The sequence below is a fragment of the Arthrobacter sp. BL-252-APC-1A genome (genome assembly GCF_009696625.1).
Taxonomy (GTDB): Bacteria; Actinomycetota; Actinomycetes; order Actinomycetales; family Micrococcaceae; genus Arthrobacter_B.
Map to the genome: position 1 here is coordinate 389,641 of NZ_VULS01000003.1, position 22,368 is coordinate 412,008.

The window sequence follows — 22,368 nt, forward strand, 5'->3', positions numbered from 1 at the left end:
CATTCCCAGCACCGGTCCCGGTTTGTACAGTGGGTGGATGGCTACCCAGGAACGTCCCATAGGCTTTTGGCTCAAACTGCTGGACCAGCTGGTCGATGAGCAGTTCGGCGCAAGTTTTGAGGAGCACGGCGTCACCCGCAGGCAGTGGCAGATGATGAATCTGCTCACCAACGGGCCCGCCAGCGAGAAGGAGCTCTCCGATCAGCTCAAACCCTTCTTTCCCACGGTGGAAGCCGGGACCTCCGCTGAGATGATCGAAGAACTCGCCGAAAGCGGCTGGGTGGAACTGCGTGAGCAGGAGTACGCACTGACAGATCTGGGGACGCGCAGCCTGGAGAACCTCCGCGGCGCCGTCGAGCGCATCCGGGAGCAGCTGACCGTTGATGTTTCGGAGGAAGAGTACACGGCGCTGGTTTCCGTAATGCAGCGGATGGCCGCCAACCTGGGCTGGAAGGACGGCCCGGACACCCAGGACACGCCTGGGATGTAACCGGCCGTACCGCCGTCGGGACCGCTCATGCAGGTAGTCTCCGGGCATGGGGAAACGGATCTACGTTGAAATACCCGTGAGCGCGCCGATGGACCGGCTGTGGCATCTCACGCAGGATTTGTCCTGCCATTCCCGGTGGGACCTTCGGTTCAGCCGCATCATTGCCACGAACGCCGCCGAACCGCTGACGTTCCGGTACGAATTCCGCCTTCCCTTCCACACAATCCATGGAACCGGTACGTCCCTTGGCACGCGGACAGGAGCCCAGGGCCACGCCACCTCGGTCTTAAAGTTCACCACCGCGGATCCGCTCTCACCCATCGGCCCCGGCGCAGGTTACTGGCGCTACGTCCCTGACGGAGAGAGGACCCGGTTCATCACCGGATACGACTACTCCCCCGGGTGGGGCCGCCTGGGGCGCTGGCTGGACGCGCCCCTAATCCGGCCAGCGCTTGGCTGGGCCACGGCATGGAGCTTTGACCGCCTGCGGCTGTGGGCTGAAGAAGGCCTGGCGCCGGAGCGCACCCGGAACGCCTGGCTGCTCGACGCCGGGGCACGCGCCGCCGCGGTTGCGGCGGCAGTCACCCTCTGTGCCGTCCGACCCGGGCCGGCGGCTGGCCTGGTGGCAGGGTCCGCCGTCGCCGCCGCATGCCTGGCTCCCGCCCGCCGGGAAGTCCCCCGGGCCGCCCGGTGCCTGCGCCGGGCACGGGACGGCAAGACCGGCGTGGCGCCGTCGTCTCTCGCGTCCTTGAAGGAACCGGCATGAATACCGGACCCTCCATTTTTGCCCGCGCGCTGGGAGCGGACTTTGAGCGGCTGCACCCCATGCTGCAGCTTCGTTTCGGAGTAGATCCCGGTGCCGGCTATGCCTGCGTGGGCCGCGGCGTGTTCTCCGAGCTGCGCCGCGGAGCATGGTGGACCGTGCCGTTCCTGAATCTCGGAGCCTTCCGGAACATCCTTTTCCCCGAGCATGGGAACAACGTTCCCTTCACTATTGAGAACTACCCGTACGTGGACGGTCTGGGCCGGACGACGGTGACGTTCACGCGGACCCTTGAAGCACGGGCGGGAAGACCCCGCCGCTTTGATGCGACCATGATCCTGGGCAGCAGGGGCACCGTGGTGGATTACCTCGGCACACACCAGCACCTGGCCACCGACCTGGACCTTTCAGTGCGCTCGGACGGCTCCCTGCACCTGCGGTCGACGGACCTCCGCTTCTATGAGGGTCCGGTGCGTTTCACGGTGCCGCGGTTCCTGACCGGCACCGCGGATCTGTATGAGGCCTACGACGACGAGCGCCAGGTTTTCACCATCCAGCTCCAGGTGCGGAACCCTGTTTTCGGCTTCCTGTTCGGCTACCGCGGCGAGTTCACCTGTGAGTTTCCGCCCCTCCCGCCCGGCGGCACCCCGGCGAGGCTGCGTCCGGCCCGGGAGGAAAGCCGGGACTAGTGCCCCTTGAACGCCTCCGCCAGCCACCAGGCACCGCCGTCGGACGCGATCTTTGCATCGATAACCAGCGGCACGGTCCGCGGACCCTCCAGCCACTGGCGGACTGCGGCAAGGTCACCGCGCGTGCGGACGGTGATGCCCTCAGCGCCATAGCCGCGGGCGATTGCGGCAATGTCCGTGTCCGGGAAGGTCACCGTCTCCATGTCCGCTTCGGCGCCGCCTGCCCCAAAGTGGTGGACCTCGGCACCGTAGGCGGCGTCGTTGTAGACGATGGCCACCAGCGGCAGGTTCAGGCGTACAGCTGTTTCGAGCTCGGAGATGGCCATCAGGAAGCCTCCGTCGCCGGTGCCAAGCACCGGAAGCCGGTCCGGGCGGGCCAGCGCCGCCCCGACCGCGGTGCCCAGGCCCAGGCCAATGGACTGGAACGCCTGGGTGAAGCAGAAACCGAACTCGTCCGGCACTGCTAGGTGGGTGGAGGGATAGCCCATGAAGTTGCCGGAATCCACGGACACCAGCCGTTCAGCGGGCAGCAGGTCGTCGAGTTCAAGGGTGAGGACCCGCGGGTCGATCCGGTCTGCGGTGGAGAGGTCCTCTAGCGGAACGTCCTGCCAGCGTGAACCAGCGGCGATCCGCGCCGCCGTCTCCGGGGTCCGGTACTTTTCGGCCGGTTCGGAAACCGTTGCCTGCAGCTCTGCCAGGACATCGGCGGCGGTTGCAGCGCAGTCGCCGATAACGCCGAGGTGGATCTCCCGGTTGGCTCCGAGTGCGGAGTCCTCCAGGTCCACCTGGACCACAACGGCGTCGGGGTTGATCAGCGAACCGTGCCGCATGGTCCACATATTCAGGGTGCAGCCCCAGCCAATAATCAGGTCCGCCTCGCTGATAAGCGCTGCAGTCTCCGGCGCGGAGAAGCCTCCGGCGATGCCGAGGTTGAATTCCTCGCCGTTGAAGAGTCCGTTCGCGACGGCGCTGGTGGCAAGGAGCGCACCCGACTGGGCGGCGAGGGCCCTCAGCTCCGGACCCGCGTCCCGGGCACCGCGGCCGGCAACGAAGACCGGACGCTTAGCAGTGCCGAGGATGTCCGCCAGCCCCCGCACCAGGGTGGCATTGGGCCGGACGAACCCGGTGGGCGGCACCGGGACCGCACGGTCCGGGAGGCCTGCGGGAACCGGCTGGGACTGGACATCCAGCGGCACGCTCAGCACCACTGTCCGGCGTTCGTTCTGGGCGGTGCGGAACGCCCGGATGGTGTCCGCTACTGCACTGGCGGCCGAATGGACCCGCTCCGGAACAGCGCCCAGGCTGCGTGCCAGTCCGTCCTGGTCGATCCGGAAGTTTGACCGCACTGCCGGCGCGGCGGCGTCGGCGGTCAGGACGATCATGGGCGTGCGCGACTTCGCGGCTTCGCCGATGCCGGTGGCGGCGTTGGTTAGCCCGCAGCCCTGGTGGGTGGTCAGCACGGAGACCAGGCCGGACATTCGGGAGTAGGCATCAGCCATGGTGGCGGCACCGCCCTCATGCCGGGCGGCGGTGAACGGAACGCCGTTCGCTCGCAGGGCATTGGTCAGGTGGAAGTTGCCGCTGCCGACCACACCAAAGGCGTGGCTGGCTCCGAGCTGGGCGAGGGTGCGGCCAATGGCTTCGGCAACGTTGTCCATCGAGGGGAAGCTCCTGTAACTCTGTGCGGCTTATTTCCTAGAACTGTATGGCCCGGCAGCGGGGCCTGCCCAACTTGGGCCGCGTCATGTATCGACCCATGAACGCCGTCCCGGCCCTGTGCCGGGTATTCTCAGGCAAACGTTTTCGGCCTCGGACAGGAATACGAACCATGTCTCTCCCCCGCACGGAACCCGGGTTGCTCCAGCACCTCATCGCTGCGCTCGACGGCGGTGCGCTCGAAGTTGTTGACCTCACCGCACCGTTGAGCAGCACCATCCCCACCCTCAAGCTGCCCGATCCCTTCGTGAACCTGATCGACTTCAGCCTGGAGCAGGTCAGTGCCTTCGATGAGCCGGGACCGTTCTGGAAGCACAACAACATCCACACCGGCGAGCACATTGGCACCCACGTGGACGCGCCGTCGCACTGGATCACCGGGCGCGACGGTGACGATGTCTCCCAGATCCCCGTGAAGCGGCTGGTGGGCCCCGCCGTCGTGCTGGATTTCAGTGCCGAAGCTGCCGCGGACCCCGATTTCCTGGTGGAACCGGAACACATCCAGGCCTGGGAAGCCGAGCACGGTGCCCTGCCCAAGGGTGCCTGGCTGCTGCTGCGCACCGGCTGGGACAAATTCGTTGACGACGCCGACGCCTTCCTGAACTTCGACGAGACCGGTTCGCACACCCCCGGCATCTCCGCCGCCTGCGCCAAGTGGCTGGCGGAGGAGACTCCAATCGCTGGCCTGGGCGTGGAGACTGTGGGAATCGACGCCGGCAACGCGGGCGCCTTCGACCCGCCCTTCCCGGCGCACTACTACCTGCTGGGCAACAACAAGTACGGCGTCACGCTGCTGCAGAACCTTGCGCAGCTGCCCGCCACCGGCGCCATGGTGGTGGTGTCCCCGCTCAAGATCGTGGGAGGCACAGCCAGCCCCGCCCGCGTCCTGGCGTTCGTGGAGCGGCAGCCCTAATAGCCCTTCGCCGGGTCCACCAGGCCGGCCAGCGGATCGCCGTTCCGGAAGCTCCGGACATTCTCGCGGACCCTCGCGGCCAGGTGCGGGCGGATCATTGCCTCGGTTTCGGCTGTGTGCGGACTGATCAGGGCGTGCGGCTCACTCCACAGCGGATGGCCGTCCGGCAACGGCTGCGGGTCCGTGACGTCCAGCGCCGCTCCGGCGAGGCGGCCCTCGGCAAGTGCTGCGATCAGGGCATCGGTGTCCACCAGCGGTCCGCGGGCAACGTTGATGAGCACGGCATGGGGTGACATCTGCCCCAGCCGCCTCGCATCGATCAGGTGCCGGGTTGCGGTGGTCATCGCTGCGGCCAGGATTACGACGTCGCTGCCTCCGAGCGCGTCATCCAGCCCGGCGTCGGTGACGGTGCGTTCGGCTCCCGGCACCGGCTCGTCATGGCGGCGGACCACCGTGATGTGCGGGGTGAAGATGCCCACGAGGCGCAGGATCTCCCGGCCCACGCCGCCTGCCCCGACGATCACCACCCGTTTTCCATACAGGGATGTCCCCTGCGGCGGGCCCCAGCTCCTGGCCCGCGCGAAGGTGGGGACCGCACGGAGCATGGCCAGCGTCAGGGTCAGCGCATACTCCCCTACGGGCTGACCGTACGCACCCTTGGCACTGGTCCACCGAATCTCCGGGTACTGCTGAATCAGCGGAACCCAGGCGTCCGCTCCGGCAAGGTAGACCTGGATCCAGCGGATGGCCGGGTGGCTCTTCAGGATGTCCGTCAGGTCAGCCAGGGATTCTCCGGCCAGCACTATCAGCCCCGTGGTTTGGTCGGACAGCGGTGCGGTGACCCCGCCGCCGTCGCGCACGGCATCAGCCAGATGCGCTGGTGCTTCCGGGAGGATAGTTATGACCGGTGCGGCGTCCATGGCGTTGGCCCCTGCTCGTAGCGGTGTGGTCCCCTGCGCCAGTCTAGGACCGGGGCCTGTGCCGTGTCAGTGCCCGGGCCGCTCAGAGGCGGGAGTCCTCCGGTTTATCCAAAGCGTCGGCCAAGACCTGCACCAGGTGGCGTGCCGGGAGCCCCGCCAGGTCAGCAACCTGGGTTCGGCAGCTGAAGCCGTCAGCCAGCACAGCCCGGTCCGGGTCTGCGGCAGCCCGGCTAAGAATCCCGTCGCCGGCGATCTTCGCGGAGATCTCGTAGTGTCCCCTTTCCATACCGAAGTTGCCTGCCAGGCCGCAGCAGCCGGAAGATACTTCGACGTCGCATCCAGCCTTCTCCAGCAAGGCGAGGTCCGCGCTGTAGCCCATGACGGCGTGATGATGGCAGTGCGGCTGCACCAGCAGTGCCTCCCCAACCTGCGGCGGTGTCCACCCAATGGAGTCGAGGAGTTCCGCTACGGTCTTGGTCGCCCGTGACACCGCCTGGGCACGCGGGTCCTGCGGCAACAGCTCCAGAATGTCCGAGCGGAGCACCGCGGTGCAGGATGGTTCCAGCCCGACGATGACTCGACCAGCCTGGACATGGGGGTACAGCAGATCAAGGGTCCGGCTGAGTTTCGCTTTTGCCGCTGTCAGCTGGCCGGTGGTGATGAGAGTCAGGCCGCAGCACGCTCCCGGCCCGGCCAGCTGGACGTCGCAGCCGGCCGCGGTGAGGAGTTTCAAAGCCGCTTTGGCGACGTCGGGGCTGAGTGTGTCGGAGAAGGAGTCTACCCAGAGCAGCACCGGGTGCCCCGATTCGGGCCCGTTCTCCGTTGGCCGGTTACGGGCTTGGTGCAGGGCTCGGAACGGACGGTTAGGGAGTTTGGGAAGGGCACGGCGCGGGTCAGCGCCAGCCAGACGCATGGCAAGCCGCCCAAAGCCGGGGATTCTTCCAGCTAGGTTGATCAGTGGTGCCACGGGTCCGGCCAGCCGCAGCCAGGCCGGGAGCCTTCCGAAGGTGTAGTGAGTCAGGGGCCGGACCCGGCCCTTGTAGGTCTGATGCAGGGCCTCGGACTTGTACATCGCCATGTCGATGCCGGTGGGACAATCGTTGGCGCAGGCTTTGCAGCTCAGGCACAGGTCGAGGACCTCATGGACTTCCGGTGCTGACCAGCCGATCTCGATGATTCCACCGTTGAGCATCTCCTGCAGTACCCTCGCCCTGCCTCGGGTCGATTCTGCCTCGTCGCGCGTGGCTTGGTAGGAAGGACACATAAACCCTCCTTCAGCGCGAAGATCCGCCCTGCATTTGCCTACGCCCACGCAGCGGTGCAGCGCATCGGTGACGCTGCCGGCGTCGTGGGAGAAGGCGAATCCGTCTCCCGCCCGCACCTCAACGGCCTGAGGCCGTCTCAGTGCGGCATCCAGTGGGTCCGGATCCACTACCACCCCCGGATTAAGAATCCCCTGCGGATCGAACAGCGCCTTGAACGCGGCGAATGCGGCAATAGCTTCTGCGGAATACATCGCGCCCAGGAGTTCACTGCGCGCCCGTCCGTCACCATGTTCGCCGGAGAGGGAACCGCCGTAGGAGGCCGCGAGCTCCGCCGCAGCGAAAAGGAAGGCCCGCATGGCTTTTCCATCCGCGTCGAGTGGAAAGTCGATACGCAGGTGAACACAGCCGTCACCGAAGTGGCCGTAGGCGAGCCCGGAAAGCCGGTGCTTTTCCATCAGCGCCGTCAGTGAGCGCAGATAATCGCCCAGATGTTCCGGAGGAACTGCAGAGTCTTCCCAACCCGGCCATGCCTGCAGGCCCCCGGCCGTCCTTCCGGCGAGTCCGGCACCATCAGCCCGGACCTGCCACAGTTTCCGCGCCTCTGGCCCTGATGGCAGGACCACAGCGTCCAGCGCCCCGCCATCACGAACCATCGCCTGGGCTGAGGCAACTGCTTCGGATTCGGTGGCGCCGCCGACTTCCGCCATCAGCCAGCCGCCGCCTGCCGGGAGATCCGGCAAATCGGCGCCGGATCGGCGGACACTTTCCACCAGCGCACTGTCCAGCCCTTCGAGCGCCAGCGGTCCGTGCGGGAGCAGGCCCGGAACAGCATCTGCTGCTGCAGCCATGTCCGGGTACCCCAGCACGGCAAGTGCCGGCGCCGGCGAACGCTGGACCAGCTGCAGTCGGGCCTCGAGAATGATGCCGCAGGTCCCCTCCGTTCCCGTCAGGGCTGCGACCAGGTTCCTGCCATTCTCCGGCAGGAGGTGTTCCAGGCTGTAGCCGGAAATCTGACGGCTGAACCGACCAAATTCGGTGCGTATGGTCTCCAGACGAGCCAGCACAAACTGCTCCAAACCCGGCACCTGGTCGAAGCTTTCCCGCCCTGCACCAAGTTCCAGCACCCGGCCGTCACCGGTCAGAAGCCGCAGGCCCAGCACACTGTCTGCCGTGCGGCCGTAAGCCAGGCCGTGCGGCCCGCAGGCGTTGTTCCCAATCATCCCGCCCAGCGTGCAGCGCGTGGCCGTGGACGGGTCTGGCCCAAAACGCAGTCCAAAGGCGGCAGCTGCTGCCTGCAAATCTGAGAGTACGACGCCCGGCTGTACCACCGCCGTCCGGGTCTCCGGGTCGATGGAAATGATCCTGTTCATAGACCTGCTCATGTCCAGCACCAGCCCCGGGCCTACTGCGTTGCCTGCGCAGGAGGTCCCGCCGCCGCGGACAGTAACAGGCACCTGGTGGCGGCCGGCAATCTTCAACGCAGCACGGACATCGTCCTCATCCCGGGGAAGGACGACTGCCAGCGGGGCGATCCGATAGTTGGACGCATCAGATGAGTACTGCGCACGGCGCGAAGGGCCGCCGTCCACCTCGCCCTTCAACGCCTGGCGGAGTTCGGCCAGCAGGGCAGGCAGGTCAGTTTCTGCACTCACGGTCACCACGGCTAGCGGCTGGCCGAAAGAGCGGGAAGAGCCGTCCTGTTTCGCCGCGGTTTGCCCCGCAGCTCCATCGCCACAAGGACCCGTTCCTGTGCCATTGCCCGGGCCGCCTCGTGACTCGTCCCGCCGCGCCGGAGCGTCTCATCCAGGACCTGGTCGGCGTTCGTCCGCAGTTTCGCCGACACCGTGGTGAAGATCTGCTCGGTTTCCGGTCTGAACGCCGAGTACCTTGCATCCATGGCGAAGGCAGCGCTCACCACTCCTCCGGCATTGGCCACAAAGTCTGGGATGACGGTCACGCCACGCCGGTGCAGCAGCGTCTGCGCGTCAGGAGAAGTCGGCAGGTTGGCTCCCTCTACAAGAAGACGTGCCTTGATGTCCGCCGCGTTGTTGACGGTGATCACGTCCTGCAGCGCGGCCGGAACCGCAATGTCGGCGTCCACCAGCAGCTCTGAACCGGGTTCGATCCGAAGCTGCGGCAGAGCATCGACCAGCGTGTCTCCCCGGTCCTCCCGGAGCTGCAGCAGCAGCGGCACATCCAGTCCAGCGGGGTCATGCAGCGCCCCCGCGGCCGTGGAAATCGAGACCACACTGTAGTCCAAGGCATGCAGGCGGGCCGCGGCGGCGTGGCCCACCGCTCCGAACCCCTGGAGTGCCACGCGCCGCCCTTCCAAGCCGATCCTGACGGCGGCCTGGTCCACTACCTCGGCAACCCCGTAACCGGTGATGCCCAGCTTGTCGTACGGTATTCCGCCTAGCTCATAAGGGGTTCCCACCGCTGCGCCCCGGTCCCCCAGCTCATCGTTGATGATTGCCGCATCGTCTTCCGTTAGGCCCATATCCAGCCCGAAGACGTACTCTGCGGGCACCTCATTGCTGAGCCTGCGGACGAAGGCGCGGAGGATTTCCTCTTTGTACGGGGATTGCGGATCGGCCTGAATACCAGCCTTTGCCCCGCCGTAGAACAGGTCCACACCTGCCCACTTCCAAGTCATCACCCGCGCGAGCCGGGCGATTTCCCGGACCGATACGGTCGGCAGCATGCGGATGCCGCCCTTGCCTATCCCACGGGCTGTGTTGTCGATGACCAGGACGCCCTTCATTCCGGTCTTGGTGTCGCTGACCGCGACGATCTTTTCCGGTCCCCACTCGTCCATCGAATTGAAAACATCATCGACCACTTTTGCGCTGCTCCTTCTGCGTAACCCGCCTGGGTAGTAGGTGTAAGACCAACAGCTTTTAGAGGAACTCCACGCCCTGGGCCAGCGGCAGCTGTCCGGAGTAGTTGACGGTATTAGTGGCCTGGCGCATGTATGCCTTCCACGAGTCCGATCCGGATTCCCGCCCGCCGCCGGTCTCCTTTTCGCCGCCGAAGGCCCCGCCGATCTCGGCACCGGAGGTACCTATGTTGACGTTTGCGATCCCGCAGTCCGAACCGGACGCGGAGAGGAACCGCTCCGCTTCGGCCTGGTCCTGGGTGAACACCGCCGAAGAGAGTCCCTGCGGAACGGCATTGTGCAGAGCGATGGCCTCATCGAAGTCGGTGTAGGTCATGACGTAGAGGATCGGAGCGAAGGTTTCATCGTGCACCACGCGGCTCTGTTCCGGCATCCGGACGATGGCCGGCTCCACGTAGTACGCCTCCGGGTAGGTTTCGGCGAGCACGCGTTCCCCGCCGGTGAGCACCGTACCGCTTTCTTCCCTGGCCTGGGCCAGGGCCCGCTGCATTGCGTCGTAGCTCGCTTCGTTGATCAGCGGACCCACGAGGTTGTTCTCATCGAGCGGAAGGCCAATGTTCAGGCTCGAGTAGGCGGCAACGAGTTTCCCGATGAGTTCCTCCACGATCGATTCGTGCACAATCAGCCGCCGCATCGAGGTGCAGCGCTGCCCTGCGGTCCCGACGGCGGCAAACACAATGCCGCGCAGTGCCAGATCCAAATCAGCACTCGGGGTGATGATTGCACCGTTGTTTCCGCCCAGCTCCAGGATGGTCCGGCCAAAGCGCTCTGCCACCTTCGGAGCGATTTCCCGGCCCATTCGCACGGACCCGGTCGCGGATACCAGTGCTACACGCTCGTCCTCAATGAGCCGCTGCGCTCCGCCGCGGTCAGTCACGATGAGCTGATGGATCTCAGCCGGTGCGCCGCTTTCGGCCACCGCTCTCGCTAGGAGGGCGTTGGTGGCCAGCGCGGAGAGCATGGTCGTGCCGGACGGCTTCCAGACCACTGTGTCACCGGCGATCAAGGCCAGGGCGGTGTTCCATGAGTACACGGCGACCGGGAAGTTGAATGCCGAAATCACACCCACCACCCCGAGTGGATGCCAGGTTTCCATCAGCCGGTGACCCGGCCGCTCCGACGGCATGGTCTTGCCGTAAAGCATGCGGGACTGCCCGACTGCGAAGTCGCAGATGTCGATCATCTCCTGCACTTCGCCGAGCGCTTCCGAGGTGATCTTGCCGGCCTCGGCCTGGACAATCGCGGCCAGGTCCTCCTTATGCTCGGTCAACAGCTCGCCCCACCGCTTGACCACATTTCCGCGTACCGGAGCGGGAACCTCCCGCCATGAGAGGAAGGCGGAATGGGCTGCCGCGATGGCTGCCTCCACCTCTTCGTCCGTAGTGTTGCGCAGACTGACGAGGGGTTCGCCGGTCAGCGGCGAACGGGTGGCGCGGTCCTCGCCGTAGGCGTCATTCGTAACACCGCAGGCAGCAAGTGCGTTCTGGATGCGTGGGGCCAGCTCCGTGGTCTGGGCGATCGAAGTCATGTGGGTTCCTGTCTGTGGATGGATGGCACCGAATGCCAAACGGATAGATGGACGTGGTGTTCGTTCAGTTGCCCGCGCCGGTTGCTGCCGCAGCGGCTTCGGCCGGGGAGGGGAGGAGATCTATGCCGAGAGCATCCGCAAGGGCCCGCACCGAGCCGTCCTGCTGGCGCTGGTACAGCTCATAGGGATCGTGCACGGGGCGCCCGATAATGCCGGACATCCGCGCCATGTCGTAGTCCGCTGCCAGTTCGGATTCATTTTTCGATCCCTCGTCAGTGAGATTGGACTGGAAGATTCCGGCTGCGGAGCGGGGCAGGAAATCCTCGTAGACGATCGGCTCGGGTACGGCGGCCCCTGACTCGATCAGTTCAGCCAGTGTGAACGGGCCTTGGGGCAGGCCGGCTGCGGCTGCATTGTCCGCGGTAAAGGTGAAGTAGGCCAGGCCGCGGGCGGCCAGCTCCTTTTCCGTGCGGGGCAGGTTCTCCTCCCAGACAGCGCGTGCAGCGCCCTGGCTGTCCTGGGAAGAGCCATCCTGCAGACGCCGGTCCACATCCGCGACCATCCGGTCGTAGAGGTCCCTGCCGGCAGGCGTCAGGGCAATGCCGCGGGCTTCGACTTCTCCAAACCGCACCCGGAGCTCCCCCTTCCGGACGGAACCGTCGGGATAACGGAAGAGCCGTTCCTCACCCAAGGCACGGAAGGATGTCTGCCGCAGCAGGACGTCCGGTCCGTCCCACCGCGGCGGACCCTGGATTTCGTCGATCATGGTGATTCCGAGGGCTTCCATGCCTGCATAAAGGGCGTCAATGTCCAGGACCCGCGGAGTGAGGTGGTTAATGTGGGTGCTGGTGACTCCCCCAATGTCCGAGGCGACCGCGGAGATCGCCTCCAGCCGCCGGTACCAGTCATGGTCCACGGGTTCAGCGGAGAGCTCGAAGGCCCCGGTTGCCAGCTCCAGCAGCCGTCCGGCTTCCTCTTCCTCGAGTCCGCTGCCGGCGGCGGCGCGGTCAGCCAGCTCCAGGAGCTCCTGGCCGAAGAGTTCCCGGCGGTCAAAGAAATCCTTGAGTTCGCTCTGCAGGGCCGGGTCAAAGAACCGGGGGTCCTCCACCGCGAGCATTGATGTGAAAACCCGAAACGGATTGCGGGCCAGTTCATCTGCCGTGACGGGACGGAACGCTGTAGAGACCACGGGCACTGCTGATTTGGAGGCGTCACGGAGATCGTAGAAGCCCACCGGGTACATGCCGAATGCTGCGAAGATCCGTGCCACCTGGGACATTTCGCGTTCGGACCCAACACGGATGGCGCCATGCCTTTCCGCTGTGACGCGGTCGATGCTGCCTAGGCGCTCCGCGTCCGCTCCGTGCTGTAGGAGGTAGGCCTGGTTCACCTGTGTTGAAACGTCTACCAGGGTGTTGTAGGCCGGGACCTCTGTGCCGTACATGGCTGACAGCCTGCGGGCGAACTCCGCCCTCAGCTGCCAGAGGTGGTGGAAACTCATCTTTGTCCTTCCTGGGGAGTGACTAGTCCGGTTGGCCGTGGTCCGGCAATCAAATGATGTGGACTTCGCGTACCAGCGTTTCGTCGTCGTTGTGGAACCTGGTTACGGAGAAAGTTGAAACATCCATGAACCCCTGTCGGCCGAGATAGAGGTCGCGGACCAGTTCCCCAACGGCGGGCCCCTGCAGGAATCCGTGTCCGGAGAAACCGGTGGCGTAGAAGAAGCCCGATACTTCGTCGGAAGCACCGATCAGGGCGTTGTGGTCCGGGGTGTTTTCATACAGCCCCGCCCAGCCGAACTCCAGGTCCGGTTCGGCCAGGGACGGCGCGCAGATCCGTGCGGCCGCGTTGAACTCCCCCAGCCACTCGAAACTGAAATCCCGTCCGAAACCCGGTGCCTGCTGGTTAGAGATCCCGAGCAGCATGCCGTTGCCATAGTTGTGGAAGTACATCGTGGTTGAGAGATCCAACGTGAACGGGACTTCCGGATACGGCTGCGGCTGCTGGCGTGTCATGCCAATTTGCCTGCGAACGGGCGTGACAGGCAGCTCCACTCCCACCATCTGGCCAACGTGGCGGGACCAGGCGCCGGCAGCACAGATAACGGAATCCGTCCGGATGGTCCCCCGGTTGGTGGTGACCGAGCGAATGGACCCCGCCGCGGTTTCCACTGCCAGGACCTCCGTCCCGGTCAGGAACCGGACCCCGGCCGCCTGTGCCGCGGCGGCGTATGCCGCAACTGCACGGGAAGGCTCGGCATAACCGTCCTGCGGGGAGAAGGATGCGGCAAGCAGCACTTCCGGATCAAGGAATGGGTTGATCCGCGCTGCCTCGGCGCCGGAGATCATCCTGGAGTTGCTGCCAAACGAATTCTGCACGGCAACACTTGCCTCACAGTCCAGCACTTCAGCCTCGCTGCGGCAGAGAAAGAGGTAGCCAACCTGACGCAGCCCAATGTCTGCTCCGAATTCTTCGCCAAAACGTTTGTAGGCGTCCAAGCTGCGCTTCCCGAGGGCGACGTTCGCCGGATCGGAGAACGTTGCACGCACCCCGCCTAACGGCTTGGCGGACGACCCGGAGCCCAGAGCCGCACGTTCTATGACAACAACCCCGCGGACTCCTGCGGACGCCAAGTGGTAGGCGATGCTGACCCCCATTATTCCCCCGCCGATAATGACGACGTCTGCCCTGCTTGGCTGCGTCGTTTCTCCGGAGAGTGATACCACCTGGTTCGCCAAGGCGGACCTCCTCTTGAGATGGGGAAGGGTGCCGTTGCGGTCGATCCAACAGCACGAGAAGAAAGGATGAAACCGTAAGCCGCTAAGCTAAGTGGATTATTTCGGCTATTGGTTACGGGTTATATATAACACTCTAGATGGCGCCTTGAGAAGGTCAAGCTAAATTTTCTTTCCAAAATCCTTTAGGAAAGCTAAACGCAGGAGCTCGCATGAGGAACTGGACCTTGGGACAACTGAGGATGCTTGCTGCGGTGGCTGAGCAAGGGTCCATGCGCGGAGCTGCCGAACAGCTGGGCTACACCGTTGGCGCTATTTCGCAGCAGATGACGGCACTGCAAAAGGAAACCGGCCAGTCGCTTTTTATCCGCGACGGACGACGGCTGCTTCTCTCTGATGCCGGCCGAATCCTCCACCGGCACATTCTCGGGGTGCTCGCAGCCGAATCGGAAGCCTCGGCCGCCCTGGACGAGATGGGATCTGGAATCGATTCGGCAGTCAGGCTGGGTGTGTTCGGCTCCGCCGCTCTCGCCTGCGCGGTTCCCGCACTGGGCCTGCTGGCGAGGACAGATCCGCAACTGCGGGTTGAACTCCGGGAAGTAGAGCCGGACCACGCCCTCGCCGCTATCCTGTCCGGCAGTGTTGACGCCGCCCTGGGGCTGGAATACAGCGCTGTTCCGGTGAAGACCCCGGCGGAAATCACCCGGCGGGCGCTGGTGCGGGAAGACCTTCTGGTGGTGTGCGCGGCTGGCCGGCCCGGCGCCGCAGGCCGGCCAGCCGAAGCCCGCCATTGGATACTGCCGCCAGCTGCCTCAGCGTTCGGCCGGGCTGCACGCTCCGCCCTCGAAACCGAGGACATTGTCCCGGAGACTGAACACACGGTTATGGATACGGCTCTTGCCTTGGCACTCGCAGACCAGGGCACCGGGGCAACGCTGGCCACGGCATCCATGCTCGCCCTGTACCCAGCCGACAGGACCATCATGCGGTTAGGTTCGGGCGCAGAAAGGACGATTGTCGCTATGGCCAGGCCGGCGATGCTGCGGCGGGCAAGCGTCGAGCGGCTCCTGGAGGCACTGGTGGAGGCCGCCGCACCTTCCTCCGGATTACGGTCGGGCGTAGGAGAGGTGCTCCACCATGAGCCGCTGAAGCACCTCTGACTCGCCGGAAATCAGGGCCTCGACTATCGGGAGGTGTTCCTGTGCGCTCTGCGCGAGGACGCCGCGTTCAGTTAGGTGATAGGAACCGCGCACCCGGCTCTGGTCGCGCAGGTTTTCGACGATGCCGTACAGTCGGCGATTCCCAAGCAGGGCAACTATGCCCATATGCAGGGCCTGGTCGGCATCCAAATAGTTGCGCAGATCGCCGGTCTCGGCTGTGTCCAGCACTTCCTGCAGCAGACGCCGGACCTCCGACTGCTCCTTGTTGCTGAGGCCGCGCTGCGCTGCCTGTACAACCGCCGGGACTTCCACCAGCATCCGCAGGTCGTAAACCTCCTGCCGGTCGGCATCCGTCATTTCCACAACGCGGAAGCCACGATTGCGTACGACTTCGAGCAGTCCCTTGCCGGCCAAATCCATCATTGCTTCGCGCACAGGACTGTTGGAAACCCCCAACTGGGCCGCCAGTGAGTTTGCCGAATAAATACGTCCCGGCTTCATGTCTCCGGACAGCAAGGCGGACCGGACTACGGCAAGCGCCTCGTCTTTGAGGGTGCCCCGGTGGAGGGTGAGCCCGTGAAGTCCAATCACGGGGGCGGAATCACTTTCGAGCATAAGAAGAGCCCCTTATCTTGTCGAAATCAGGATAGGCCATATTTGTCAATGAATTTCGCCTCTGGACAGCGCCATATACAGAAAAACCTTGACATCGAATCCGCATACCCCGAGAGTTATCGACAACCGGTTGTGTATTACAGGTCATATCTCACCCTACTCCACTCAAAGGACAGACCAATGGCTAAACGCACTCTCGCCCTCGCCGCCACCAGCTTTGCGGTACTGGCCCTCACTGCCTGCGGCGGTGATACCTCTGCCTCCTCCGTTGCCGATGACTGCGTGCCCCAGCACGAAGTCGAGACGCTGCAGGAGGGCGTGCTGACCGTGGCAGCCCCTGAATTCCCACCCTTCTCCTCCGTCTCCAACGGCAAGGCAACGGGTGCCGACGCAGACCTGATCGCCGCGTTCGCGGAAGAGAACTGCTTGGAGCTCAAGCTCGAACCAACCTCATATGCCGGCACTATCCCCGCTGTTCAGAGCAACCGCGCCGACGTTGCGATCGGCTGCTATTACCGCACCGCCCAGCGCGCCGAAATCGTGGACCTCTCCGCACCGGTCTACACCGACGACATGTCATCCATCTCCGCCGACGGCGTTACCTCCATTCCCGCCATGGAATCGCTCAAGGTGGGAACGGTTGACGGTTACCTGTGGGTTGCCGATATGAAGGCTGTGCTGGGTGATGCGCTCACCATCTATCCGAGCGCCGTGGAAATGCAGGCTGACTTGAAGTCCGGCCGCATCCAGGTAGGCCTGGACGGATTCGGCTCCGCAGCACAGATGTACAAGGATTCCCCAGACTTCTCGGTGGAAGTTGTTGAGCCGGACGACCGGGTTATTGCGTCCAAGGACGCTGCACAGATCGGCTTCCCGCACACGAAGGGAAACACAAGTCTTACCGAGGCGCTGGACGCCAGCATCGAGAAGATGAAGGAGGACGGCACGGTCGCCGAGATCCTGACCGCCAACGGTCTACCTGAATCCGCAGCGGAAACCGGCGAACCCCGGCTGATCCAGTAAGGCGCTGGAAAACAAATGGATGCCGCAACGGTCCGGTTTATCGACGGTGCCCGGCTGCGCGGGGCCCTAAGTCCTTCCGGAGCGGTGGATGCCCTGCACACCGCGCTGCTCTCCGGACTGGATCCGGAGAAGGACTCTCCACGGACCCGCGTGGAGCTTCCCTCCGGCCAGTTCCTGCAAATGCCCTCTGCCTTCGACGGTGCGGTCGGCACGAAACTGCTGACCATCACTCCGGAGAACGCGTCACGGAATGCTCCCGTTATCCAGGGACTGTATGTCCTGTTCGGGGGGCCGAACAACGAACCAAGGGCGGTGCTGGATGGGATCGAGCTGACCAACCTGAGGACTTCTGCTGTTTCCGCCTTCGGAGCCCGCCTGCTCGTGGAGAGCGACGGAATGAGAATAGTGGTCTTCGGCACGGGCGTGCAGGCGTGGGAACACGTCCGGACCTTCGACGACGTCTTCACCATCAGCGAGGTTGCAGTGGTTGGGCGAAATCCCGAGGCGGCGGCCTCGCTCGCAGCGCGTGCACAGCGTGAACTCGGGCTTGCTGCACGCGCTGCGGACGCCGGAGCAGCAGCGCAAGCGGATGTAATCATCTGCTGCACTGCGGCGAGGGAACCGCTCTTTGATTCGGGTCTCGTTTCTTCCAACACTGTGGTGATCGCCGTCGGTTCACACGAGCCGAGCGCCCGTGAAGTCGACGAGGCGCTGATGGGGCGCAGCGCCGTCGTTGTCGAATCTTGCGATTCCGCACTCCGGGAAGCCGGAGACGTCATCCAGGCCGTGCAGCTGGGAGCAATGGCTGACCCGCCGGACCTGATCACCCTGACTGACCTGGTGACGGGCCGCAGGTCCCGTCGGGAAGGCGTACCCGCCGTATTCAAGACCACAGGCATGCCGTGGGAAGACCTGGCCGTTGCCCGTGCAGTGGCCGCTGCGGACCTGGGGCAACCGGTCCGCATCACGAAGTAGAAGGATGGACCGCACCATGTCCCGTATCGCTCCCGTATCGACCAACCTGGTAGTCCAGGTCCGGAACCTCGCCAAGGCCTACGGCGACCACGTAGTCCTGCGTGATGTCTCGCTGTCCGTCCCGGAAGGTTCGGTAACAGCAATGATCGGTCCCAGCGGCGCCGGCAAAAGCACAGTGCTGCGCTGCATGAACCTGCTGGAGAAACCGGACAGCGGTGAGATTGAGATTGACGGCCACCTCATCAATGCCGGGGCCAAGGTATCAGCCCGGAATCTAGCCGCGCTTCGGCGCAGTGCAGGCATGGTCTTCCAGCACTTCAACCTGTTCCCGCACATGTCCGTACTGCGGAATATCAGCCTGCCGCAGGAACGGGTACTCGGGCGCAGCCGTGAAGAGGCCAATGCCAAGTCAATGGAACTGCTCACCAGGATGGGCCTGGCAGATAAGGCCGACCAGTACCCCGCCAGGTGTTCCGGCGGGCAGCAGCAGCGAATCGCGATCGCAAGGGCGCTGGCACTCGGTCCGCGCGTCATGCTGTTCGACGAACCCACATCCGCGCTGGACCCGGAAGTCGGCGTCGAGGTGCTGGAAGTAATGAAGGAGCTGGCTGCCGAGGGCATGACGATGATTGTGGTCACCCACGAGATGGGCTTCGCGGCCAATGTGGCTGATGAGCTGGTGGTCATGGCCGACGGCGGCATCATCGAATCCGGAGATCCCCACGAGGTCATGAGCGATCCGCAGCACGAACGGACCCGCCGCTTCCTGCGTGCCGTCCTGGAGCGCTGATCCCATGCAGATGCTCCAGGCCATCCTGATCGGTTTGCCCATGACCATCCTTGTGACGGTGCTTTCCCTGGCACTCGGCACAGTCGCCGCTTTGCCGCTGCTGGCAGGCCTGCGCAGCGGAAACCGCCTGCTGTGGCTGCTTAGTCGTGGAATCATCGACCTGCTGCGGGGCGTCCCGCCGGTCGTTTGGCTCTTCATCCTGTACTACGGCGTATCGGTCGGCGCGCTCCGCCTTACCGCCCTGCAGGCCGGAGTAATCGGACTCGGGCTCGTCTCGGCCGCCTACCTCGCCGAGATATTCCGCGGGGCGATCAGTTCCGTGCATTCCGGACAATGGGAAGCCTCCAGTGCCTTGGGGTTCACACGGACGACCCTTTGGCGCCGCGTGGTGGGTCCCCAGGCCTGGCGCACCGCGATCCCCTCCTACACCACGTACAGCATCGGCCTGCTGAAGGATTCCTCCATCGCCTCCACCATTGGCGTGGCGGAAATCGTCTACATGTCCAATCAGTATGCCCGCCAGTCCGGCGAGGGCATTCTCATCTTCTTTATCGCAGCGGGTGTCTACATTGCCCTCAGCCTGCCCATGGGCGTCCTGTCCCGACACCTCGACACCAAAATGCGGAAGGTGGTGGCCCGGTGAACGGACTCCTCCCAGACGTCACAGCCCTGCTTCCCACCATGCTGGGAGGACTCCAGACAAGCCTGGTGCTCACGGTCTCGAGCCTGCTGCTGGGTCTTCCGCTTGGCCTCCTTCTTTCCTTCGGCGTCGTAACCCCCAACCGGGTATTGCGGTGGATTTCGGTGTTCTTCGTCGAGGTGGGCCGCGGCGCCCCGGCGCTGGTGCTCCTGCAGCTTATGTACTACGGCCTGCCGAACGTCCAAATCACTTTGTCGTCACTGGTTTCGGCCTGCCTGGCCCTGACCTGGACCACCGCCGCGTACACCGCCGAACTGATCCGCGGAGGTATCCAGGCGGTCCCCTCCGGAGAAGTTGAGGGCGCTGACGCGCTGGGGCTAAGTGCCGGCGACCGCCTGAGGTTCATCGTGATCCCGCAGGGGCTAAGGATCGCGCTGCCATCGCTGATGGGATTCGCTGTGCTGCTCTTCCAAGCCACCTCGCTCGCATACACCGTTGCAGTCCCCGAACTCATGAGCCAGGCGTATTCAACAGGCTCGTCAACCTTCAAATACCTGCCGGCCTTCATAGCAGCCGGAATGCTGTACGCGGCAATATCCATTCCCGCCACCTGGCTGTCAGTGCTGGCCGAAAAACGGATGAGCCGACACCTCTAGGAGCAACTTGGAACAGTCATCTTCTACGGCGCCGTCGAGTGCCGTAATTGTCGGGGCGGGGATCGTAGGCCTGTCCACGGCCTGGCACCTGCAGGAACGGGGCCTGAAGGTAACGGTCGTCGATGCCGGCCGTCCAGGTTCCGGAGCGAGCTGGGGGAACGCGGGTTGGGTAGTACCGGGACTCGTGACTCCCCTGGCTGAACCCGGAGCGTGGAAACACGGCGTTGAAGGGCTCTTCCGGCCGGATGCACCGCTGCACATACCAATGCAGCCCAATCCGGCGCTATGGCATTTCCTGGCAAGGTTTGCCCGGAACATGACCCCATCCCGCTGGCGGCGGACCGCCGAGGCACTGGTGCCGCTCTGTAGGCAGGCGGACAAAGCGTTCAAGGAAATGGCGGTGGAGGCCGAAATACCGTCCGTCACCCCGGCTCCCTACGCCGTCGGCTTTCGCAATGAAGGCGACGCCGCGCACTTTCGGGAGCATCTCGGCGAACTTGCAGCGCTGGGCCAGCCTCTCAGCGTGGGTCCCGCAGCCCACATACCGCAGTTTTCAAGGGCTATCACCAGTTCATTAACCGTGCTGGGCCAGGGCTATGTGGACCCCGGAGTCTTCGTGCAGGGATTGTGTGCGGCCGTCCGCCGAAGGGGCGGGCGTGTACTGGAGGGCTGGAAGGCCGTTACAACTGCGGAATCCGCCAAAGGTGTCCAAGTCGTTTCTTCCCAGGGAGGGGTCCTCCAAGCCGATGTGCTGGTCCTCGCTTCAGGAGCCTGGCTCCCCCGCCTGGCCCGCCAATGGGGGCTGCGCGTCCCACTTCAGGCCGGACGCGGCTATTCCTTCACCGTGGACTCGGCATTCCCGTTGGACGGGCCGATCTACCTGCCGAAAGAGCGTGTGGTTGCTACCCCGTACCAAGACGGCATGCGCATCGCGGGAACCATGGAATTCCGCAGCCCGGACGGGCAACTGGTGCAGGCACGGGTAAAGTCCATCGTTGCGGCGGCCAGTCCCGTGCTTCACGGGGTGGATTTCTCCTCCCTCCGGGACACCTGGGTGGGTTCCCGTCCGGTTACCTCAGACGGCCTGCCCGTGTTGGGGCGACTGCGCTCCAACAGGGTCTATGCAGCCGGTGGACACGGGATGTGGGGCGTCGTCCTCGGCCCTGTCAGCGGCCGCCTCCTGGCAGATTCCATCGCGGAGGGAACCTCGGCGCCGGAGCTGGGCGCTTTAGATCCCCTCCGCCGATAATGCCTAGCTCCGCGGCTGGATTTGGGCCAGCAGTTCCTCAAAGGGCAGTGACTCACTGGGAGCCCGCCGCGGTTTAGCCGCCGGCGCATCGCCGAGCAGGGCCACCAGTTCGGCGCCGGCACGGCGAACCCTCCCGTCCAGGTCAAGCACTCCAGCACTGCCGGCGCCCCAGTCATCCGGTGCAGCGTAAACAGCCGTTGGGGCAACCCGGGCCCGCAGGTACGCGAAGAGCGGACGCAGGGCGAAGTCCAGCACCATCGAGTGCCGGGCGCTGCCACCCGTTGCGCCGACGAGTACGGGTTTGCCGTCCAGCGCGTTCTTGTCCATGACATCAAAGAAGGATTTGAACAGGCCGCTCATCGAAGCACTGAAGACAGGCGAGACGGCGATCAGGGCATCGGCGTCGGACACTTCGTTCAGCAGCGCCTCCAGTTTCGGCGCCGCGTAGCCCGAAACCATCGCGTTCGCGATATCCACGGCGTATTCGCGCAGCTCATACGTGGTGAGCGCGGCATCGTGTCCCAGCTCCTGCAGCCGGGCCTGGACTGCAACGCCCAGCTGGTCGGAGAGCATTCGGCTGGATGAGGGCGTCCCCAGCCCGGCGGTTACTGCAACAATCCTGCGTTCGGCCACGACGGCACCTTCCTCGACCTTGGATAGATACATGTTATTGCATCTATCCAAGGGGCTGGGGTTCCCGATTATTCCCCTGCACCACCGGCCCCGGGATCCAGCACGGCATACACCACGTAGTTGTCCTCGAACTCTCCGGTGGCGGGATCGAACCCGTCGCAGGTTATGAGGCGCAGTTCTGCCCCTTCTGTGTTCCCGTAGACCTCGAGGGTCGGGAACCCCTCCTTCCCGTACTGCTCCCCACGGTCAACGGTGAATACAGCTGTGGTGCCGTCCTCGCGTCCCACTTCAATGACGTCTCCCGCCTTCAGGGACTTCAGGTCGGCAAACACACCCGGCCCGCCGCCCGTGGCGTTCACGTGTCCCAGGAGCACTGCCGGACCCTGCTGCCCGGGCGCCGGTGAACCGGTATACCAGCCCGCCGGAGATCCAGGCGGTTCCGGCGGCACGTCAAGTGACCCGTCGTCCCGGAGCCCCAGGTGCAGCAACCGGGACTGCGTGCCGGTGGCCGGGATGTGCAGGGATTCCGGCGGGGACGGGCGCTGCGCAGCCTCCGGCGCTGGACTGGATGCGGGAGGCGGCAGCGCGGCAGACGGCGACGCGGCTGCCGCAGCGCTCTCCGGCCTGTCCGAAAGACCGGTTTCAGAAGGACTGCCAGCGCAGCCCGCAGCGAGAAGTACGCCGGCCACCGCGCAGAGAGTTCTCCCTGCGC

The 22,368-nt window shown here is 64.8% G+C and carries 21 protein-coding genes; 11 read left to right on the forward strand and 10 right to left on the reverse strand.

The window, feature by feature from the left end:
- Window positions 1-37: 37 nt before the first annotated feature.
- Genes FYJ28_RS06945 through FYJ28_RS06955 form a run of 3 tightly spaced genes read left to right on the forward strand, consistent with a single transcriptional unit; the run spans window position 38 to window position 1,942 of the window.
- On the forward strand, window positions 38-490 hold the full coding sequence (locus FYJ28_RS06945; protein ID WP_055239983.1) for a MarR family winged helix-turn-helix transcriptional regulator: 453 nt from the start codon (window positions 38-40) through the stop codon (window positions 488-490).
- Window positions 491-536: 46 nt separating this feature from the next.
- Window positions 537-1,256 carry a hypothetical protein gene (locus FYJ28_RS06950; RefSeq protein WP_154578743.1) on the forward strand — a complete coding sequence of 240 codons (720 nt, stop codon included), beginning with the start codon at window positions 537-539 and terminating at the stop codon, window positions 1,254-1,256.
- A complete protein-coding gene (locus FYJ28_RS06955) occupies window positions 1,253-1,942 on the forward strand; it encodes a DUF4166 domain-containing protein (protein WP_154578744.1) in 690 nt (229 codons plus the stop codon). Before FYJ28_RS06950 ends, FYJ28_RS06955 begins: the two co-directional genes overlap by 4 nt.
- On the opposite strand, the gene FYJ28_RS06960 is transcribed toward FYJ28_RS06955, so the two are convergent.
- Window positions 1,939-3,600: a thiamine pyrophosphate-binding protein gene (locus FYJ28_RS06960; protein ID WP_154578745.1), complete on the reverse strand. Its 1,662-nt coding sequence runs from the start codon at window positions 3,598-3,600 to the stop codon at window positions 1,939-1,941. The two genes, FYJ28_RS06955 and FYJ28_RS06960, sit on opposite strands and share 4 nt — an antisense overlap.
- A 170-nt stretch (window positions 3,601-3,770) precedes the next feature.
- On the opposite strand from FYJ28_RS06960, the gene FYJ28_RS06965 reads away from it, so the two are divergent.
- Complete coding sequence (locus tag FYJ28_RS06965; protein ID WP_154578746.1) at window positions 3,771-4,571, forward strand: cyclase family protein; 801 nt, start codon at window positions 3,771-3,773, stop codon at window positions 4,569-4,571.
- Here FYJ28_RS06965 and FYJ28_RS06970 read toward each other — a convergent pair.
- From FYJ28_RS06970 to FYJ28_RS06995, 6 genes are all read right to left on the reverse strand, one after another.
- Window positions 4,568-5,491: a D-isomer specific 2-hydroxyacid dehydrogenase family protein gene (locus tag FYJ28_RS06970; protein ID WP_154578747.1), complete on the reverse strand. Its 924-nt coding sequence runs from the start codon at window positions 5,489-5,491 to the stop codon at window positions 4,568-4,570. The two genes, FYJ28_RS06965 and FYJ28_RS06970, sit on opposite strands and share 4 nt — an antisense overlap.
- A gap of 82 nt (window positions 5,492-5,573) precedes the next feature.
- The gene (locus tag FYJ28_RS06975; protein WP_326831566.1) at window positions 5,574-8,408 is read right to left on the reverse strand and encodes an FAD-binding and (Fe-S)-binding domain-containing protein; all 2,835 of its coding nucleotides are present in this window, start codon (window positions 8,406-8,408) and stop codon (window positions 5,574-5,576) included.
- Window positions 8,409-8,419: 11 nt separating this feature from the next.
- Window positions 8,420-9,595: a Glu/Leu/Phe/Val family dehydrogenase gene (locus FYJ28_RS06980; protein ID WP_326831567.1), complete on the reverse strand. Its 1,176-nt coding sequence runs from the start codon at window positions 9,593-9,595 to the stop codon at window positions 8,420-8,422.
- A gap of 58 nt (window positions 9,596-9,653) precedes the next feature.
- Window positions 9,654-11,180 carry an L-piperidine-6-carboxylate dehydrogenase gene (amaB, locus tag FYJ28_RS06985; protein WP_154578748.1) on the reverse strand — a complete coding sequence of 509 codons (1,527 nt, stop codon included), beginning with the start codon at window positions 11,178-11,180 and terminating at the stop codon, window positions 9,654-9,656.
- 64 nt (window positions 11,181-11,244) lie between these two features.
- The gene (hglS, locus tag FYJ28_RS06990) at window positions 11,245-12,681 is read right to left on the reverse strand and encodes a 2-oxoadipate dioxygenase/decarboxylase (protein WP_154578749.1); all 1,437 of its coding nucleotides are present in this window, start codon (window positions 12,679-12,681) and stop codon (window positions 11,245-11,247) included.
- Window positions 12,682-12,730: 49 nt separating this feature from the next.
- On the reverse strand, window positions 12,731-13,918 hold the full coding sequence (locus tag FYJ28_RS06995; protein WP_229780301.1) for an NAD(P)/FAD-dependent oxidoreductase: 1,188 nt from the start codon (window positions 13,916-13,918) through the stop codon (window positions 12,731-12,733).
- 209 nt (window positions 13,919-14,127) lie between these two features.
- Here FYJ28_RS06995 and FYJ28_RS07000 point away from each other — a divergent pair, with 209 nt between their 5' ends.
- Window positions 14,128-15,075: a LysR family transcriptional regulator gene (locus FYJ28_RS07000; RefSeq protein ID WP_082413347.1), complete on the forward strand. Its 948-nt coding sequence runs from the start codon at window positions 14,128-14,130 to the stop codon at window positions 15,073-15,075.
- Here the strand turns inward: FYJ28_RS07000 and FYJ28_RS07005 are convergent.
- Complete coding sequence (locus tag FYJ28_RS07005) at window positions 15,022-15,690, reverse strand: GntR family transcriptional regulator (protein ID WP_055239974.1); 669 nt, start codon at window positions 15,688-15,690, stop codon at window positions 15,022-15,024. The genes FYJ28_RS07000 and FYJ28_RS07005 overlap by 54 nt on opposite strands.
- 180 nt (window positions 15,691-15,870) lie before the next feature.
- Between FYJ28_RS07005 and FYJ28_RS07010 the strand changes: the two genes are divergently transcribed.
- The 6 genes from FYJ28_RS07010 to FYJ28_RS07035 are packed head-to-tail and all read left to right on the forward strand — an operon-like array spanning window position 15,871 to window position 21,023.
- The gene (locus FYJ28_RS07010; protein WP_195840617.1) at window positions 15,871-16,713 is read left to right on the forward strand and encodes a substrate-binding periplasmic protein; all 843 of its coding nucleotides are present in this window, start codon (window positions 15,871-15,873) and stop codon (window positions 16,711-16,713) included.
- Window positions 16,714-16,728: 15 nt separating this feature from the next.
- Window positions 16,729-17,688, forward strand: a complete 960-nt coding sequence (locus tag FYJ28_RS07015; protein ID WP_154578751.1) for an ornithine cyclodeaminase family protein — start codon at window positions 16,729-16,731, stop codon at window positions 17,686-17,688.
- Between the two features lie 16 nt (window positions 17,689-17,704).
- Window positions 17,705-18,478, forward strand: coding sequence for an amino acid ABC transporter ATP-binding protein (locus tag FYJ28_RS07020; protein ID WP_055240104.1), 774 nt, complete (start codon window positions 17,705-17,707; stop codon window positions 18,476-18,478).
- Window positions 18,479-18,482: 4 nt separating this feature from the next.
- Window positions 18,483-19,121, forward strand: coding sequence for an amino acid ABC transporter permease (locus tag FYJ28_RS07025; RefSeq protein ID WP_154578752.1), 639 nt, complete (start codon window positions 18,483-18,485; stop codon window positions 19,119-19,121).
- Window positions 19,118-19,774: an amino acid ABC transporter permease gene (locus FYJ28_RS07030; protein ID WP_326831568.1), complete on the forward strand. Its 657-nt coding sequence runs from the start codon at window positions 19,118-19,120 to the stop codon at window positions 19,772-19,774. The genes FYJ28_RS07025 and FYJ28_RS07030 overlap by 4 nt, the downstream gene beginning before the upstream one ends.
- A gap of 7 nt (window positions 19,775-19,781) precedes the next feature.
- On the forward strand, window positions 19,782-21,023 hold the full coding sequence (locus tag FYJ28_RS07035; protein ID WP_055239970.1) for an NAD(P)/FAD-dependent oxidoreductase: 1,242 nt from the start codon (window positions 19,782-19,784) through the stop codon (window positions 21,021-21,023).
- Window positions 21,024-21,026: 3 nt separating this feature from the next.
- Here FYJ28_RS07035 and FYJ28_RS07040 read toward each other — a convergent pair whose 3' ends face one another.
- Window positions 21,027-21,689, reverse strand: coding sequence for an FMN reductase (locus FYJ28_RS07040; RefSeq protein ID WP_154578753.1), 663 nt, complete (start codon window positions 21,687-21,689; stop codon window positions 21,027-21,029).
- A gap of 35 nt (window positions 21,690-21,724) precedes the next feature.
- Window positions 21,725-22,345, reverse strand: a complete 621-nt coding sequence (locus FYJ28_RS07045) for a class F sortase (protein WP_235472008.1) — start codon at window positions 22,343-22,345, stop codon at window positions 21,725-21,727.
- Window positions 22,346-22,368 lie beyond the last annotated feature (23 nt).

What these genes read in the sequence shown, in the direction of transcription:
- FYJ28_RS06955 (WP_154578744.1), top strand. Translation starts at nt 1,253, where the DNA reads ATGAATACCGGACCCTCCATTTTTGCCCGCGCGCTGGGAGCGGACTTT.
- FYJ28_RS06970 (WP_154578747.1), bottom strand. Translation starts at nt 5,491, where the DNA reads ATGGACGCCGCACCGGTCATAACTATCCTCCCGGAAGCACCAGCGCAT.
- hglS (WP_154578749.1), bottom strand. Translation starts at nt 12,681, where the DNA reads ATGAGTTTCCACCACCTCTGGCAGCTGAGGGCGGAGTTCGCCCGCAGG.
- FYJ28_RS07025 (WP_154578752.1), top strand. Translation starts at nt 18,483, where the DNA reads ATGCAGATGCTCCAGGCCATCCTGATCGGTTTGCCCATGACCATCCTT.
- FYJ28_RS07010 (WP_195840617.1), top strand. Translation starts at nt 15,871, where the DNA reads ATGGCTAAACGCACTCTCGCCCTCGCCGCCACCAGCTTTGCGGTACTG.
- FYJ28_RS07015 (WP_154578751.1), top strand. Translation starts at nt 16,729, where the DNA reads ATGGATGCCGCAACGGTCCGGTTTATCGACGGTGCCCGGCTGCGCGGG.
- FYJ28_RS07000 (WP_082413347.1), top strand. Translation starts at nt 14,128, where the DNA reads ATGAGGAACTGGACCTTGGGACAACTGAGGATGCTTGCTGCGGTGGCT.
- FYJ28_RS06950 (WP_154578743.1), top strand. Translation starts at nt 537, where the DNA reads ATGGGGAAACGGATCTACGTTGAAATACCCGTGAGCGCGCCGATGGAC.
- amaB (WP_154578748.1), bottom strand. Translation starts at nt 11,180, where the DNA reads ATGACTTCGATCGCCCAGACCACGGAGCTGGCCCCACGCATCCAGAAC.
- FYJ28_RS07020 (WP_055240104.1), top strand. Translation starts at nt 17,705, where the DNA reads ATGTCCCGTATCGCTCCCGTATCGACCAACCTGGTAGTCCAGGTCCGG.
- FYJ28_RS06965 (WP_154578746.1), top strand. Translation starts at nt 3,771, where the DNA reads ATGTCTCTCCCCCGCACGGAACCCGGGTTGCTCCAGCACCTCATCGCT.
- FYJ28_RS07040 (WP_154578753.1), bottom strand. Translation starts at nt 21,689, where the DNA reads ATGTATCTATCCAAGGTCGAGGAAGGTGCCGTCGTGGCCGAACGCAGG.
- FYJ28_RS06945 (WP_055239983.1), top strand. Translation starts at nt 38, where the DNA reads ATGGCTACCCAGGAACGTCCCATAGGCTTTTGGCTCAAACTGCTGGAC.
- FYJ28_RS07005 (WP_055239974.1), bottom strand. Translation starts at nt 15,690, where the DNA reads ATGCTCGAAAGTGATTCCGCCCCCGTGATTGGACTTCACGGGCTCACC.
- FYJ28_RS06960 (WP_154578745.1), bottom strand. Translation starts at nt 3,600, where the DNA reads ATGGACAACGTTGCCGAAGCCATTGGCCGCACCCTCGCCCAGCTCGGA.